This is a genomic window from Roseovarius albus, from assembly GCF_900172335.1.
Taxonomy (GTDB): Bacteria; Pseudomonadota; Alphaproteobacteria; order Rhodobacterales; family Rhodobacteraceae; genus Roseovarius; species Roseovarius albus.
Map to the genome: position 1 here is coordinate 41,871 of NZ_FWFX01000007.1, position 13,370 is coordinate 55,240.

16 protein-coding genes are annotated in these 13,370 nt (G+C 54.2%); 13 read left to right on the forward strand and 3 right to left on the reverse strand.

The annotated features are described in order from the left end of the window. Positions 1–31: 31 nt before the first annotated feature. Complete coding sequence (locus ROA7450_RS11975) at positions 32–1,003, forward strand: AraC family transcriptional regulator (RefSeq protein WP_085806049.1); 972 nt, start codon at positions 32–34, stop codon at positions 1,001–1,003. A 38-nt stretch (positions 1,004–1,041) separates the two neighbouring features. Here the strand turns inward: ROA7450_RS11975 and ROA7450_RS11980 are convergent, their stop codons facing one another. Together ROA7450_RS11980 and ROA7450_RS11985 are read right to left on the reverse strand one after the other, a co-directional pair. After that, positions 1,042–1,866 carry a hypothetical protein gene (locus tag ROA7450_RS11980; protein WP_085806051.1) on the reverse strand — a complete coding sequence of 275 codons (825 nt, stop codon included), beginning with the start codon at positions 1,864–1,866 and terminating at the stop codon, positions 1,042–1,044. A 171-nt stretch (positions 1,867–2,037) separates the two neighbouring features. Then, complete coding sequence (locus ROA7450_RS11985; RefSeq protein ID WP_085806053.1) at positions 2,038–3,057, reverse strand: GlxA family transcriptional regulator; 1,020 nt, start codon at positions 3,055–3,057, stop codon at positions 2,038–2,040. Positions 3,058–3,306: 249 nt separating this feature from the next. Between ROA7450_RS11985 and ROA7450_RS11990 the strand changes: the two genes are divergently transcribed. Continuing rightward, positions 3,307–4,455, forward strand: coding sequence for an amidohydrolase (locus tag ROA7450_RS11990; protein ID WP_085806237.1), 1,149 nt, complete (start codon positions 3,307–3,309; stop codon positions 4,453–4,455). Between the two features lie 104 nt (positions 4,456–4,559). Here ROA7450_RS11990 and ROA7450_RS11995 read toward each other — a convergent pair whose 3' ends face one another. Further along, positions 4,560–5,204 carry a class I SAM-dependent DNA methyltransferase gene (locus tag ROA7450_RS11995; protein WP_085806055.1) on the reverse strand — a complete coding sequence of 215 codons (645 nt, stop codon included), beginning with the start codon at positions 5,202–5,204 and terminating at the stop codon, positions 4,560–4,562. A gap of 322 nt (positions 5,205–5,526) precedes the next feature. Between ROA7450_RS11995 and ROA7450_RS12000 the strand changes: the two genes are divergently transcribed. From ROA7450_RS12000 to ROA7450_RS12050, 11 genes are all read left to right on the forward strand, one after another. Then, positions 5,527–6,576: a cobalamin-independent methionine synthase II family protein gene (locus ROA7450_RS12000; protein ID WP_085806058.1), complete on the forward strand. Its 1,050-nt coding sequence runs from the start codon at positions 5,527–5,529 to the stop codon at positions 6,574–6,576. A 158-nt stretch (positions 6,577–6,734) separates the two neighbouring features. Continuing rightward, complete coding sequence (locus tag ROA7450_RS12005; protein ID WP_085806060.1) at positions 6,735–7,100, forward strand: NADH-quinone oxidoreductase subunit A; 366 nt, start codon at positions 6,735–6,737, stop codon at positions 7,098–7,100. Continuing rightward, positions 7,091–7,636, forward strand: a complete 546-nt coding sequence (locus ROA7450_RS12010; protein WP_085806062.1) for a NuoB/complex I 20 kDa subunit family protein — start codon at positions 7,091–7,093, stop codon at positions 7,634–7,636. Before ROA7450_RS12005 ends, ROA7450_RS12010 begins: the two co-directional genes overlap by 10 nt. Continuing rightward, entirely contained in the window at positions 7,633–7,959 is a 327-nt protein-coding gene (locus ROA7450_RS12015; RefSeq protein ID WP_085806064.1) for an antibiotic biosynthesis monooxygenase, read from the forward strand. Before ROA7450_RS12010 ends, ROA7450_RS12015 begins: the two co-directional genes overlap by 4 nt. Continuing rightward, entirely contained in the window at positions 7,952–8,560 is a 609-nt protein-coding gene (locus tag ROA7450_RS12020; RefSeq protein WP_085806066.1) for an NADH-quinone oxidoreductase subunit C, read from the forward strand. Before ROA7450_RS12015 ends, ROA7450_RS12020 begins: the two co-directional genes overlap by 8 nt. Before the next feature lie 178 nt (positions 8,561–8,738). After that, positions 8,739–9,959, forward strand: a complete 1,221-nt coding sequence (locus ROA7450_RS12025; protein ID WP_200812957.1) for an NADH-quinone oxidoreductase subunit D — start codon at positions 8,739–8,741, stop codon at positions 9,957–9,959. Positions 9,960–9,994: 35 nt separating this feature from the next. Continuing rightward, a complete protein-coding gene (locus tag ROA7450_RS12030) occupies positions 9,995–10,273 on the forward strand; it encodes a hypothetical protein (RefSeq protein WP_234999505.1) in 279 nt (92 codons plus the stop codon). Beyond that, the gene (nuoE, locus tag ROA7450_RS12035; RefSeq protein ID WP_085806072.1) at positions 10,274–11,359 is read left to right on the forward strand and encodes an NADH-quinone oxidoreductase subunit NuoE; all 1,086 of its coding nucleotides are present in this window, start codon (positions 10,274–10,276) and stop codon (positions 11,357–11,359) included. It abuts the gene before it with no gap. Between the two features lie 16 nt (positions 11,360–11,375). Further along, on the forward strand, positions 11,376–11,591 hold the full coding sequence (locus ROA7450_RS12040) for a DUF5337 domain-containing protein (protein WP_085806238.1): 216 nt from the start codon (positions 11,376–11,378) through the stop codon (positions 11,589–11,591). Between the two features lie 4 nt (positions 11,592–11,595). Beyond that, positions 11,596–12,891 (forward strand): NADH-quinone oxidoreductase subunit NuoF, encoded by a 1,296-nt coding sequence (gene nuoF, locus ROA7450_RS12045; RefSeq protein ID WP_085806074.1) that lies wholly within the window; start codon positions 11,596–11,598, stop codon positions 12,889–12,891. A 4-nt stretch (positions 12,892–12,895) separates the two neighbouring features. Next, on the forward strand, positions 12,896–13,312 hold the full coding sequence (locus ROA7450_RS12050; protein ID WP_085806076.1) for an MAPEG family protein: 417 nt from the start codon (positions 12,896–12,898) through the stop codon (positions 13,310–13,312). The last annotated feature ends 58 nt before the right edge of the window (positions 13,313–13,370 follow it).

The window sequence follows — 13,370 nt, forward strand, 5'->3', positions numbered from 1 at the left end:
CACTGGCTGAACGATTTGCCATATTTGACCTATGAAAGACCTCTTAAGTGATATCCTGATGCAACTTTCCCTGAAGGGAACATTGTATTTCCGCACCTCATTTCGCCAGCCGTGGGGGGTGCGGGTGCCGAGCTATTCCAATGTTGCGCGATTTCATTTTGTGCATCGGGGGGAATGTTTGATTAAGCACGAAAAAGGTGGCGACGTGCTGCGCCTGGCGCAGGGTGATCTGGTGATCATCCCCAACGGCGCGGGGCACGTTCTGTATTGCCACCCAGACACCGAAACCAAAGCCCTGCCATTGGAAACGGTGATGGAAAAATCCGGATATGATGGCACTGGCGTTCTGTATTATGGTGGCGATGACAACCTTGAGGGCGAAGACCGTGAAACCCAGTTGATCTGCGGCCACTTTTCGATCTCAGACGGGCAGGAGCACCCTATTTTCAGTTGGTTACCGCCATTAGTTCATGTTGCGGATTATGGCGCGCAAACCGGGCAATGGATGGAGGCATCGCTGCGGATGATTGGCGCTGAGACGGCCGAACCCAATCTGGGTGGAGAGCTGATTGCGCTGAAGTTGTCAGAAATGATTTTTGCACAGGCCTTGCGGGCCTTTCTTGGGAGCGCAGCAGCTAGTGATGTTGGCCTGTCCGGCTTTGCAGATCCACAGTTGTCGCGTGCGCTGGGGGTGATTCATGCTGACCCCTCAAAGGGTTGGACGCTTGAGTCCATGGCCCGCGAAGCGGGCATGTCACGCACCGGATTCGCAGTGCGTTTTGCGGAAAAGATCGGCATGCCGCCACTGCGCTATCTGACCTATTGGCGCATGCAATTGGCCTGCAAAGCTCTGCGCGAAACGCGCAAACCGCTGGCGGAGATTGCCGAAGACGTCGGTTATCAATCCGAATCCGGGTTTTCACGGGTGTTTCGTAAGGAAAAGGGCCTTCCACCGGCACGTTACCGGGCCACGGTTCGAGAAGAAGAATTGGTTGTCGGTTGAATAGCCTGCTATGCGGACAAAGGAATTGGTCGCACGGTTCAGTTCGAATGATCCGCGTTCCTTCTTGCTATATCACGCTTTCGAAGCCAAATCAGTGGGGCAAGTAAAAGACGAAAACGCTTAGCTCTCAACCGTCCGACACCAAAGGTACTTGAAACGTAATTCACTTCAATCTGCGTGGAATCCAAACTTTCATTTTGTATTTGATTATCGATCTTAGCTAACCTTGAGAATCGTGTGAACGCCTCTTCCCGCAGAAGTCCTTGCAACAAAATTGCGCCGGGAAAGCCGCGGGCAAATTCCCCCATACTGTATTCGATGACCGGCCTGGAAACATGTTGTTGGAACCTCTCGGCAAAGCGTTTGAAATCGAATACAAAAATGTAGTTATACCTATTGGTGGAAATGTAGAAACAACCTCGTTCTTTCGCGGCACGTTCCAAGGTGCCGCGGCGCAAGACAACACTGTGCTTGCTCAATTCAGAATAGAGAGATGCGATATAGGACTCGACTGGGCGGGTTACGACAACCCATTCAACTGCATCAAACCCAGATTCAATCGCTAAAGTCTCTATTTCCAAAGCCAGCGCAATATCGACGATACAGTTCTCAAAGTCCTCACCGCTGAGCAGGACTGTGTGGCAATTTGTTTTGGCTTCTGCAAAACTTTGGGAAAGAAAATTGCGGAGAGCGTTTAAGCCGCTTTTTTGTACATCCCATAATACATAGCTGTGCTGGGGACGCGCATCATAATTTGGGTAATAGACACCCAGATCGTATAGCAAGGCACGGTTCGCATCACATAATGTTTGGAAACTAGTCGTTGCTGTCTTGTGAAGACCACAATGAATGCTGAGCTTCATTCACCTCTCCTGTCCCGTGCTTGGAATCGAATTTGCCTTAAATCTTCCGTGACTTAAACGTGCTGTTCATGCTTGCACATATACTGCGGATAGCCAACCAAGCATTCTATGGCATGCTTCAGGCTCTAACCTGATTCTTTTTATGTAACAGTACGCTCAGATCTATCGTGATCAAATTTCTTCCTGCTCCACCCAGCTTTTGCGAAATGCGCTAGGGGATTGGCCGAAACGTTTTTTGAAGCGGACGGTCAGTTGGGTGGCGCTGCTAAAGCCGGTGGCGGCGGAAATCTCGGCCACTGTCATGTTGGTTTCGTTTAGCAGAGCATGGGCACGGGCGACCCGCAGCTCAATATAAAACTGTACCGGGGAGGTGCCGATATATTGTTGAAACAAACGCTCCAATTGACGGCGTGAGATATCCATGCGGTCAGCTATTTCACCAATCTCTAGCGGCTCTTCGATGGCATCGTGCATGTGCTGCATGGCGGTGATCAGATGTTGGTTGCGACTGCTGAGCGCGACGGAATATGCCGACTTCTGCAAGGCTTTCCGGTTGTCGGAGCGAAAGTGGATGCTCATGTCAGAGACGACAACCGCCAGATCCTTGCCGTGATCAGTTTCAATCATTTCCAGCATCATGTCGGTGGCCGCGTTGCCACCACCGCACGTCATTGTCTGCCGATCTATTTCATATAGGTTGCTGCTGGGATCTTGCGCTGGGAAATGTTCCATAAAGGCCGGTTGATTTTCCCAGTGTAGTGTGAAGTTTTGGCTGCTCAACACACCGGCCTGTGCCAATGCAAATGCGCCGGTGCAGATTCCGCCCAGATGACACCCGTGGGCGTTTTGGTGACGAATCCAAGCAAGTGTTTTCGGGCTGGTGCTTTCGTGTGGTTCGTTTCCAGAACATACAAAGGCGTGGCTGGAACGTGGGAGGTTTTGCAGGGCCATGTCGGGGTTGATCTCGATCCCGTTGGAGCAGGCCACGGGTTTGCCATTTTCGCTGAGCAGAAACCAGCGATACAACTCTTTGTTGGTGACTTGATTGGCGATACGCAGGGGTTCGACCGCTGCACTGAAAGCCAGCATGGTGAACTTGGGCAGCAGCAAAAAGTAGAAATCTTTCGGCGGGCCGTTGTAATCAACTCTGAAACTGGCCGCGCCTTTGGGAACGAAGTTTCGCGATTGCATGGATTACTCCTGTCAGAGCAGTTGGATTGAATGTAAAGCACGCCGCAACCAGTAGGTCGCGAAGCAGGGAGGGGGTGGTTAGCTCATGTTCATTGCTAGACATCAGATTTCACTGTTGCGGACTCCGGGCCCATGCGCCGGAAAAGGTGCGATTTGCGACATTCATGGCGGCGAGTACGACGTTCTCGGCCTTGATACCGTTCGTCGGGATAGATACCACAGGAAAAATACGAAATCAGGGGCATGGGTATGGAAGAGTTTCATCAACGGTTAACGGATCTTCGTCGCGCGTTTCATCGTGATCCCGAACTGGGTTTTCAAGAGGTGCAGACCAAGGCAAAGGTTGCTTCGATCCTACGCGACCTTGGGCTTGAAGTACACGAAGGTGCGGGTGTGATTGGCGTACTGAAGGCAGGCAATGGCAATCGGGCGATTGGGTTGCGGGCGGATATGGATGCGCTGCCGATTACTGAGGCTAGCACGCATGATTATGTTTCTAACAATCCAGGTGTGATGCATGCTTGTGGTCATGACGGGCATACCACCATGTTGTTGGGTGCAGCTGAGTTGTTGAGCAAATCTCCGGATTTTGACGGTACGGTGGTGTTCATTTTTCAGCCCAATGAGGAACACGGGCTGGGTGCACAGGCAATGATCAATGAGGGCGCCCTTAAACAGTTCCCGATTGATGAGGTTTACGCCATCCACAACCTGCCGGGCGCGCCAACTGGACAAATCTCAACCCGACTGGGGCAGATTTGCGCCAGCGAGAGCCTTTTTGAGATTGAGATCAACGGGCAAGGCGGGCATGCCTCAATGCCGCATGTCGGGGTGGATGCAATCACCGTGGGGGCTGAGTTGGTGTTGGCCCTGCAAACCATCGTGTCACGCAAACTGGCCCCCGGTGCAGGGGCAGTTGTCTCCGTGACCGAGTTCCTGACAGATGGTCAGCGCAATGTGCTGCCGGGGCAGGCGGTGCTGAAGGGCGATGTACGGGCGCGGCTTCCTCAAGATCGGGAAGCGGTGGAGCGTTTCATGCGCCAGATCGTCGATGGTGTGGTGGCGACACATGGCGTGACTGCGAAGATGAGCTTCAACACCGAATTCATCGAAACCATCAATGCTGACGGCCCGGTCGAAGCCGTCGTGCGTACAGCAAAGGCTGCTGGGCATGAGACCATTGGTGACCGTACAGCGATGAGTTTTTCGGAGGATTTCGCGCATTTCTGTGCCGCTGTGCCAGGGTGTTTCCTCTTGCTGGGCAATGGGGAAGAGGGACCAAACGGCCAGCCATTGCACGCGGCGGATTATGACTTCAACGATGCCCTGCTGCCCATTGGAGCAGGGTTCTGGTCGGACCTGGTGAAGGACCGGTTGCCGGTGAGGGCGAGGAAGTGATCACAATGTGTGTGATTTACCGAGCATGTAGATGACCGCTTTGAGCCCAGACCTACCAAATGTCACGCCGCCTTTAATCGGTTGGTAGGCGCAAAAGTTGGTAATCAGGACTTGCGGTAAACCAGCGCAAATGCAGTATCATCCGAGTGATCATGCCCTGCTTTTGCATACATTGGCACTTCGGCGACCTGCAAGTTTTTGATCAACCCTCGAGACTCCATCCCTCGCAAAACAGGTTCAAAATTTGCTTCCTCGAAAAACGTTTTCCTGACGCCGATAACAAATAGGGCGTGGGCTCGGGCAATATCGAGCAAGCTTTCGAGTGGTTCTGGGCCGACATGGCCATAGGTGAAAGTTCCTGCTGACAAAACTGCCCCGTAGTCGTTTTTGATTGCGTCCAGAGGCTTCGTAATGTCCGCTTCAATTAGTGAACGATAGACTTCTTTCTTTCCCGATATACTCAGCATTTCTGGTGAAATATCAACTCCGTCGATCTGTTCTTGCGGTAAATTCAGAACGTCCGCAACAAGCCCAGTGCCGCATCCAATATCGACAATTGGCGTATCAGTTTCGGTTGCGGCATCGCGATAAGCAGCGGCGATTGCAGCAGGGTAATGCCAACCCAATGTATCGGCGAAATCCGTGTCATATGTCGAGGCGAAAGCGTCGTAGTAGTCTACGTTATCTTCCGGCGTAGAGAGTTTGTATGACTGCTCAAGAAGGTTTTGTCCGGCACTTTTCTCAGTCATTCAATATCCTTTTCATAAAGTGGGTTTTTCTCAAAAGCATGGAAGTTAGGCCATCATCTCTCATTTGGCCTTCCTGTTCGAAGATTAAGGCCAATAGTCGCACTCGACAACAAAACCAACAAAACCACAGAATATCTCATGAATAAAATTCATTTGGATGCAAACGGCAACTAAGTCCCGCATAGGCGACATTAGATCCGCTTTTCTGAATGCTTTGATTTGAACGGTTTTGAGTTCGACAGTTGCTGGTTCTCGTTTTCCTTGACGCAAACCGAGAGAGGCGGGAGACTGATCGTGCAAAGCACAGCGATTGGGGGATCCCATGCCACTGACGACCACTTGCATCGGGGCCTATCCAAAACCTGATTACGTGCCGATTTCGGATTGGTTTCAGGTATCACACGACTCGGATGAATATGACGCGGAAGTCACGCAACGATGGTCGCATGACAAGATGGAGGAGGCGCGCGCACTGTTGGATCGGGCCACGGTTGAAGTGGTTGCGGATCAGATCGCCTGCGGGATTGATGTGCCCACGGACGGCGAGGTGCGGCGTGAAAATTACGTGCACTACCAGTGCCGCCATTTTGCTGGCTTTGATTTTGAAAACTTGACTGAACGGTCGATGCGCAATGAGGCCTATGTCACCAAGCTGCCGACAATTCGCGGCGCTGTCGCCGCAGGTGATACCAGCGTTCTGGTGCGTGATTGGCAGGTAGCCGAGGAAGCAGCGGGGCGTCCGGTCAAGATCACCATGCCGGGACCGATGACTATCTCGGACACCACGGCGGATGTGCACTACAATGATCCGGCGGCTTTGGCACGGGATCTGGCGGATGCGTTGAACAAGCAGGTGTTGGCCTTGGCCGAGGCTGGTTGCAGATATATTCAGGTGGACGAACCGATTTTCGCCCGCAAACCTGAGGGCGCGTTGGCCTATGGGATTGAGACGTTGGAACGTTGCTTTCATGGTGTCCCTACCGGAATTGAGCGCGTCGTCCACATGTGCTGTGGCTATCCCAATGCGTTGGATGATACGGATTATCCCAAGGCGGATCAGGCCTCATATCAGCAGATTGCCGAAGCGGTGGATGGCGTGGCGGATCAGATCTCGATCGAAGACGCGCATCGATATAATCCGGCCGCGTTGTTCGAGAGCTTTTCAAAGTCAAAGCTGATTGTCGGTTTTGTCGCAATTGCGTCGAGTCGGGTGGAGTCGGTGGAAGAGATTCGCTCCCGGATGCAGGAAGTTTTGCACCATTTGCCGCCTGAACGGCTGATTGCAGCACCTGATTGCGGACTGGGCTTTCTGGGGCGCGATCTGGCCATGCAAAAGCTTATAAACCTCAGTGAGGCGGCTCGATCCATATAACATTGAGAATATGGAGCAAATTGCGCCAATAACGGGCTGGGAACTTCGCCGTGAATCTGACTGCGGCTGGTTGACCCCACTCAGGGGCAGGGGTAAACCCTGATTAATCATTGCAGCCATCTGGATATGCGCCCCATGCGCATGAAAGGAGCCACAACGTGGAAGAGATGCTGAGGGAATACCTTCCCATTCTTGTTTTGATGGCTATAGCCATTGGGCTTGGAATTGTTTTGATCCTTGCGGCGGTCGTTCTGGCGGTACGCAATCCGGACCCCGAGAAAGTCAGCGCCTACGAATGTGGTTTTAACGCCTTTGATGATGCCCGAATGAAATTTGATGTGAGGTTTTATCTGGTATCGATCCTGTTCATCATCTTTGATCTTGAGATTGCGATGTTGTTCCCATGGGCCGTGGCTTTCAAAGACATCAGCATGGTTGGTTTTTGGTCGATGATGGTGTTTCTGGCCGTTCTGACCGCTGGCTTTGCCTATGAATGGCGCAAGGGGGCGATGGAATGGCAGTAACATCTCCGAGTGCTTATGGTGCTAACACCGCCGGTGGCGACCGTGAGGTAGCCACACAGGAGCTGAACCGCGAGTTGCAGGACAAAGGCTTCCTGCTGACCTCGTCCGAGGACATCATCAACTGGGCACGCACTGGGTCGTTGCACTGGATGACCTTTGGTCTGGCGTGTTGCGCGGTTGAGATGATGCATACGGCGATGCCTCGCTACGATGTGGAACGCTTTGGATTTGCGCCTCGTGCCAGCCCGCGCCAGTCGGATGTGATGATCGTGGCGGGCACACTGACCAACAAGATGGCCCCGGCGCTGCGCAAGGTGTATGATCAGATGCCTGAGCCGCGCTATGTGATCTCGATGGGCTCCTGTGCCAATGGCGGTGGCTACTACCACTATAGCTATTCCGTGGTGCGTGGCTGTGACCGGATCGTACCGGTGGATATCTATGTACCAGGTTGCCCGCCGACGGCCGAGGCGCTGGTCTACGGCATCCTGCAACTGCAGCGCAAAATTCGCCGGACGGGGACGATTGTACGATGAGTGGAGCGGTTGTCAGGAGATGGGAGGCCACCGTGGCGCGTGATGACCTGAGTGATTGGGTCGAGACTTTTCGTGCCCGCGTTCTGCCAAACATGCGTGCCGTGGATGGGTTTCACAACGTGACCTTCTTGGCTCGACGTGATGAAGATCCCTGTCACGTGGTTGTGCTGACAAAATGGCGTGACATGACCGCTGTGGTGGCGTTTGCAGGCGAACAGGCCGCCAAGACTGTACTTCCGGATTTCATGGCGCGGTTTTTCAAGACCCACGATGCCAAGGCGACATTCTACGACGAAATTCTTCAGGAGGAAGGCAATGAGTGACGCTCTGAACGAGCTGGGCGCCTTTATCGAGCTGAAGCGCACAGATTGCGTGCTGGGCTTGGAGGTAAAGCACGGCGAGCTGAACGTCGATGTGACGCTGTCGCAGATCGTTGGCCTGGTGGACTTTCTGAAATCCGATCAGACCTGCAAGTTTTCAACGCTGGTGGACATTACGGCGGTGGACTACCCGGAGCGCGCCAAGCGGTTTGACGTGGTTTATCACTTCTTGTCGATGTACCAAAACCAGCGCATACGCCTGCGTGTTGCCGTGCGCGAGGAGGACATGGTGCCTTCGATCACTTCGGTACACCCCTCTGCCAACTGGTTCGAGCGCGAAGTCTTTGACATGTTCGGCATTCTGTTCAGCGGTCACCCCGACCTGCGCCGGATTTTGACCGATTATGGTTTTCGCGGTTACCCGCTGCGCAAGGATTTCCCGACCACGGGCTATACCGAAGTCCGCTATGACGAGGCGCAAAAGCGCGTGGTTTATGAGCCGGTGTCACTGGTGCAGGAATACCGCCAGTTTGACTTCATGAGCCCTTGGGAGGGTGCTGAATACATCCTGCCGGGTGATGAAAAGCGGGAGGAGGCGAAATGATCCCGTTTCTGACTGAGATCTTGGAACTTATAACAGCGGCTTCGGTGTTGGCATTAGCTGCACCGCAAATAAAAAAAATCGAAGTGGGTAGAAACGTCCGTTGCGTGTCGTTGAATTCGTTCAATGAATACGATTCTTCTACTCATTTTGTCCGTTCACATGTGAGGGCGCGCAAATGATGGACGGCTCCAAAGGTTTCGAAGACGCGCAGACCGGCGAACAGAAGATCCGTAATTTCAACATCAACTTTGGCCCGCAGCACCCTGCAGCACATGGAGTTTTGCGTCTGGTTCTGGAGCTGGACGGCGAGATTGTTGAGCGTTGCGATCCACACATCGGCCTGTTGCACCGTGGCACCGAAAAGCTGATGGAAAGCCGGACATACCTGCAAAACCTGCCATATTTCGACCGGCTGGATTATGTGGCACCGATGAATCAGGAACATGCCTGGTGTCTGGCCATCGAAAAGCTGACCGGTGTCGAAGTGCCGCGTCGTGCCAGCCTGATCCGGGTGCTCTATTCCGAGATTGGCCGCATTTTGAACCACCTGCTGAATGTCACCACGCAGGCGATGGATGTTGGCGCGCTGACCCCGCCGCTCTGGGGCTTTGAAGAGCGCGAAAAGCTGATGTGCTTCTATGAGCGGGCATGTGGTGCGCGATTGCACGCGGCCTATTTCCGCCCCGGTGGGGTGCATCAGGATCTGCCGGATGACCTGATTGATGATATCGAAACATGGGCCAATGAATTCCCGGCCGTGCTGAAAGACATCGATGAGCTTTTGACCGAAAACCGGATTTTCAAACAGCGCAATGCGGACATAGGTGTTGTCACGGAACAGGAAGCCTTGGACTGGGGCTTTTCCGGCGTGATGGTGCGTGGCTCTGGCATGGCATGGGATCTGCGCCGGGCACAGCCTTATGAATGCTATGACGAGTTCGAATTCCAGATCCCGGTGGGCAAGAACGGCGATTGTTATGACCGTTACCTGTGCCGGATGGAAGAAATGCGCCAATCGCTGCACATCATGCATCAAGCAATTGCCAAGCTGCGCGCGCCGGAAGGCAAGGGCGATGTGCTGGCACGGGGTAAACTGACGCCACCAACGCGGGGGGATATGAAAACCTCGATGGAAGCGCTGATCCATCACTTCAAGCTTTATACCGAAGGGTTCCACGTGCCTGCGGGCGAGGTTTACGCTGCCGTGGAAGCACCCAAAGGGGAGTTTGGCGTTTATCTGGTGGCTGATGGCACCAACAGACCTTACCGGTCAAAAATCCGCGCACCGGGGTTCTTGCACTTGCAAGCGATGGATCATGTGGCGGGCGGTCACCAGTTGGCGGATGTCGCCGCTATCATCGGCACGATGGATGTGGTGTTTGGGGAAATTGACCGCTGAGGCGGGTTTGAAAGGTTGATTGGGGAAAGATGAAGATGCGTAAGATTGGTTTTGTGGTTTCTGCTTTGACTTTGGTATCGGCCTGTGCACTGCCACCACAAAGCGTGTCACAACAAGACATCGCCAAGTACGAGGCGGCTGTCGCCAGCATCGGCTGTGATATGGCGCACGAGTCTGATTATCTGCCTGTTGAGCTGCAAACCGGCCTGACCCGCGAGCAGGTGAAAGACATCACCAAATACCAACTCGCCGCAGGCAATGCCGTTGCTTTGCCTGAAGGTGGCGTCCGACTGACCACAGGAGCCTGTGCCTAGATGCTAAGACGTCTCCACCACGAGCAACCTGAGAGCTTTGCCTTCACGCCCGCCAATCAGGCTTGGGCCGAGGCGCAAATCTCAAAGTATCCGGAAGGTCGGCAAGCCAGTGCGGTAATCCCGCTGTTGTGGCGTGCGCAAGAACAAGAGGGATGGGTGTCACGCCCTGCCATCGAAGTGATTGCCCAGATGCTCGATATGGCGCAGATCCGCGTGCTTGAGGTAACATCGTTCTACTTCATGTTCCAAATGCAACCCGTTGGATCTGTGGCACATATTCAGATTTGCGGTACGCTGTCATGCATGATCTGCGGGGCCGAGGATCTGGTGGCTGTATGCCGCGAAAAGATCGCAGATGAGCCGCATGTGGTCAGCGCCGATGGCAAGTTCAGCTGGGAAGAAGTTGAATGCCTTGGGGCCTGCACCAATGCGCCGATGGCCCAGATTGGCAAGGATTATTATGAAGATCTGACGGCGGATCGTCTGCGTGAAATTTTGGATGAACTGGCGGCAGGCGATGTGCCGGTGCCGGGGCCGCAGAATGGGCGTTATGCATCCGAGCCATTGAGCGGGCTGACCAGCCTGACTGAGTTCGATAGTGGGAAGACGCAATATAATGCCAGCGCCGCGCTGGCGACGGATATTGGTGACACAGTCAAACGTATTGATGGTAGCGAGGTGCCATTGTTGGCGCCGTGGCGTGACAAAGGGGCCAATCACAACCCCGCTGCGTCTAAGGTGAAACAGGCGAAGGCGCCTGCGAAACCGGCGGCTAAGGCAGAGAAACCTGCCGCTAAAAAAGACGATGCGCCAACCGCTGAAGCGGGAGACGTCAGTGAAAAGAAACCCAGAACGTTGAAAGCTGCGCGCAAAGCGGGGGCGGATGATCTGAAAAAGATCTCAGGTGTTGGCCCCAAGTTGGAACAGACGCTGAATGAATTAGGCTTTTATCACTACGACCAGATTGCCAAGTGGTCCGAAGCAGAGATTGCCTGGGTCGATGCACGATTAAAGTTCAAAGGCCGGATCGAGCGTGACGACTGGATCGGTCAGGCGACGGAACTGGCCAAGGGCGGCAAGGCGTAGGAAGTGAATGCAAGCCATGAGCGACAAGAAAGAGACAGAAAAGGGACGTCAGGCGGCTATGGTGATCGCTGGCACGGCCATTTTTTGGATCTTGGCGACCATCATTGGCGGCGAGCTGGGGCTGAGCAACCGGGTAAGGGCCTTGTTCGACCTGCTGGCGTTGGCAGGGTTCATCTGGGCCTTTTGGATGATTTTTCAGATCTGGCGCGCGCGTCAGGACAGACAGGGGTAGCGGGATGCTGAACGACCAGGACCGTATCTTTACCAACCTTTACGGGATGCATGACCGTAGCCTGAAGGGCGCGCAAGCGCGCGGTCATTGGGATGGCACGGCGAAGATCCTGCAAAACGGGCGCGATTGGATCATTGATCATGTCAAAGCCAGCGGATTGCGTGGTCGTGGTGGTGCGGGCTTTCCTACGGGCCTTAAATGGTCGTTTATGCCAAAAGAAAGCGATGGGCGACCGGCTTACCTGGTAGTGAATGCAGACGAATCCGAGCCCGGCACCTGCAAAGATCGCGAGATCATGCGCCATGATCCCCATACGCTTGTGGAGGGCTGCTTGATCGCCAGCTTCGCGATGGGCGCGCATGCTTGTTACATCTATATCCGCGGCGAATATATTCGTGAGCGCGAGGCCCTGCAGGCTGCAATTGATGAGGCTTACGAGGCAGGCTTGATCGGCAAGAATGCATGCAAGTCTGGTTATGACTTCGATCTTTATCTGGCGCATGGTGCCGGCGCCTATATCTGCGGCGAGGAAACCGCGCTGCTGGAAAGCCTTGAAGGTAAAAAAGGCATGCCACGTATGAAACCGCCGTTCCCGGCGGGAGCGGGGCTCTATGGTTGCCCGACCACAGTGAATAACGTGGAATCGATTGCGGTTGTGCCAACTATCCTGCGCCGTGGGCCAGATTGGTTCGCCAGTTTTGGCCGTCCGAACAATGCGGGCACCAAGGTGTTTGGAATTTCAGGCCATGTGAACAACCCCTGTGTCGTCGAGGAAGCAATGTCGATTTCGTTCGAGGAACTGATCGACAAGCATTGCGGCGGTATTCGCGGCGGTTGGGATAATTTGTTGGCGGTGATCCCCGGTGGATCTTCGGTACCTTGTGTGCGCGGAGAAAACATGCGCGATGCGGTGATGGATTTTGACGCGCTGCGGGATGTAGGCTCAAGCCTTGGCACTGCTGCCGTAATCGTGATGGACAAGCAAACCGATATCATCAAAGCGATCTGGCGGCTCAGCAAGTTTTACAAACACGAAAGCTGTGGCCAGTGTACCCCGTGCCGCGAAGGCACCGGCTGGATGATGCGAGTGATGGATCGTCTAGTGCGCGGCGAGGCGGAGCTGGAAGAGATTGACATGCTCTTCTCGGTCACCAAACAGGTTGAGGGGCACACGATCTGTGCGCTTGGCGATGCCGCAGCCTGGCCGATACAGGGGTTGATCCGCAATTTCCGGGAAGAAATAGAAGATCGCATCAAGGCCCAGAAATCGGGCCGGATGGGTGCGATGGCAGCGGAGTGAGACCATGGAAGATTTAAGCCAATACGGACATGCGATTGTTGCGCTTGCGGGCACAGCCATAATGGGGCTGGTGATGTCGCCGCTCACAGCACTGCGGAAGCAAAAACTGGGGCTGGCGCCGGGGGCATCGCCAGAGCAAGACTATGGTCTTGAGACCTATCGTTGGCACCGCGCTTATCTGAATCTGTCAGAAACCATCGGCTTTTTTGTCGCGGTGACGGCTGCCGCGATTCTTGCCGGGGTCGACCCGGCATTCGTCAACTGGCTGGCATCAATCTTTTTCATCAGCCGGATCGCGTTAGTGGTGGTGCATGTCAAAGGCATCGGCAAACCGAATATGGGGCCCCGCTCGTTCATCTATGTCGCGGGCTGGCTGTGCTGTTTACTGCTGGGACTTGCAGCCATCGGAAAGGCCTTTTGAGACAATGATGCGCCTGTGGAATTCATATGATTTTATGCCGATGGTTCGGCAAGGTGGT

What these genes read in the sequence shown, in the direction of transcription:
- ROA7450_RS11990 (WP_085806237.1), top strand. Translation starts at nt 3,307, where the DNA reads ATGGAAGAGTTTCATCAACGGTTAACGGATCTTCGTCGCGCGTTTCAT.
- ROA7450_RS12040 (WP_085806238.1), top strand. Translation starts at nt 11,376, where the DNA reads ATGAGCGACAAGAAAGAGACAGAAAAGGGACGTCAGGCGGCTATGGTG.
- nuoE (WP_085806072.1), top strand. Translation starts at nt 10,274, where the DNA reads ATGCTAAGACGTCTCCACCACGAGCAACCTGAGAGCTTTGCCTTCACG.
- ROA7450_RS12020 (WP_085806066.1), top strand. Translation starts at nt 7,952, where the DNA reads ATGAGTGACGCTCTGAACGAGCTGGGCGCCTTTATCGAGCTGAAGCGC.
- ROA7450_RS12000 (WP_085806058.1), top strand. Translation starts at nt 5,527, where the DNA reads ATGCCACTGACGACCACTTGCATCGGGGCCTATCCAAAACCTGATTAC.
- ROA7450_RS11985 (WP_085806053.1), bottom strand. Translation starts at nt 3,057, where the DNA reads ATGCAATCGCGAAACTTCGTTCCCAAAGGCGCGGCCAGTTTCAGAGTT.
- ROA7450_RS12050 (WP_085806076.1), top strand. Translation starts at nt 12,896, where the DNA reads ATGGAAGATTTAAGCCAATACGGACATGCGATTGTTGCGCTTGCGGGC.
- ROA7450_RS11980 (WP_085806051.1), bottom strand. Translation starts at nt 1,866, where the DNA reads ATGAAGCTCAGCATTCATTGTGGTCTTCACAAGACAGCAACGACTAGT.
- ROA7450_RS12010 (WP_085806062.1), top strand. Translation starts at nt 7,091, where the DNA reads ATGGCAGTAACATCTCCGAGTGCTTATGGTGCTAACACCGCCGGTGGC.
- ROA7450_RS12030 (WP_234999505.1), top strand. Translation starts at nt 9,995, where the DNA reads ATGCGTAAGATTGGTTTTGTGGTTTCTGCTTTGACTTTGGTATCGGCC.
- ROA7450_RS12015 (WP_085806064.1), top strand. Translation starts at nt 7,633, where the DNA reads ATGAGTGGAGCGGTTGTCAGGAGATGGGAGGCCACCGTGGCGCGTGAT.
- ROA7450_RS11995 (WP_085806055.1), bottom strand. Translation starts at nt 5,204, where the DNA reads ATGACTGAGAAAAGTGCCGGACAAAACCTTCTTGAGCAGTCATACAAA.
- ROA7450_RS11975 (WP_085806049.1), top strand. Translation starts at nt 32, where the DNA reads ATGAAAGACCTCTTAAGTGATATCCTGATGCAACTTTCCCTGAAGGGA.
- ROA7450_RS12025 (WP_200812957.1), top strand. Translation starts at nt 8,739, where the DNA reads ATGGACGGCTCCAAAGGTTTCGAAGACGCGCAGACCGGCGAACAGAAG.
- nuoF (WP_085806074.1), top strand. Translation starts at nt 11,596, where the DNA reads ATGCTGAACGACCAGGACCGTATCTTTACCAACCTTTACGGGATGCAT.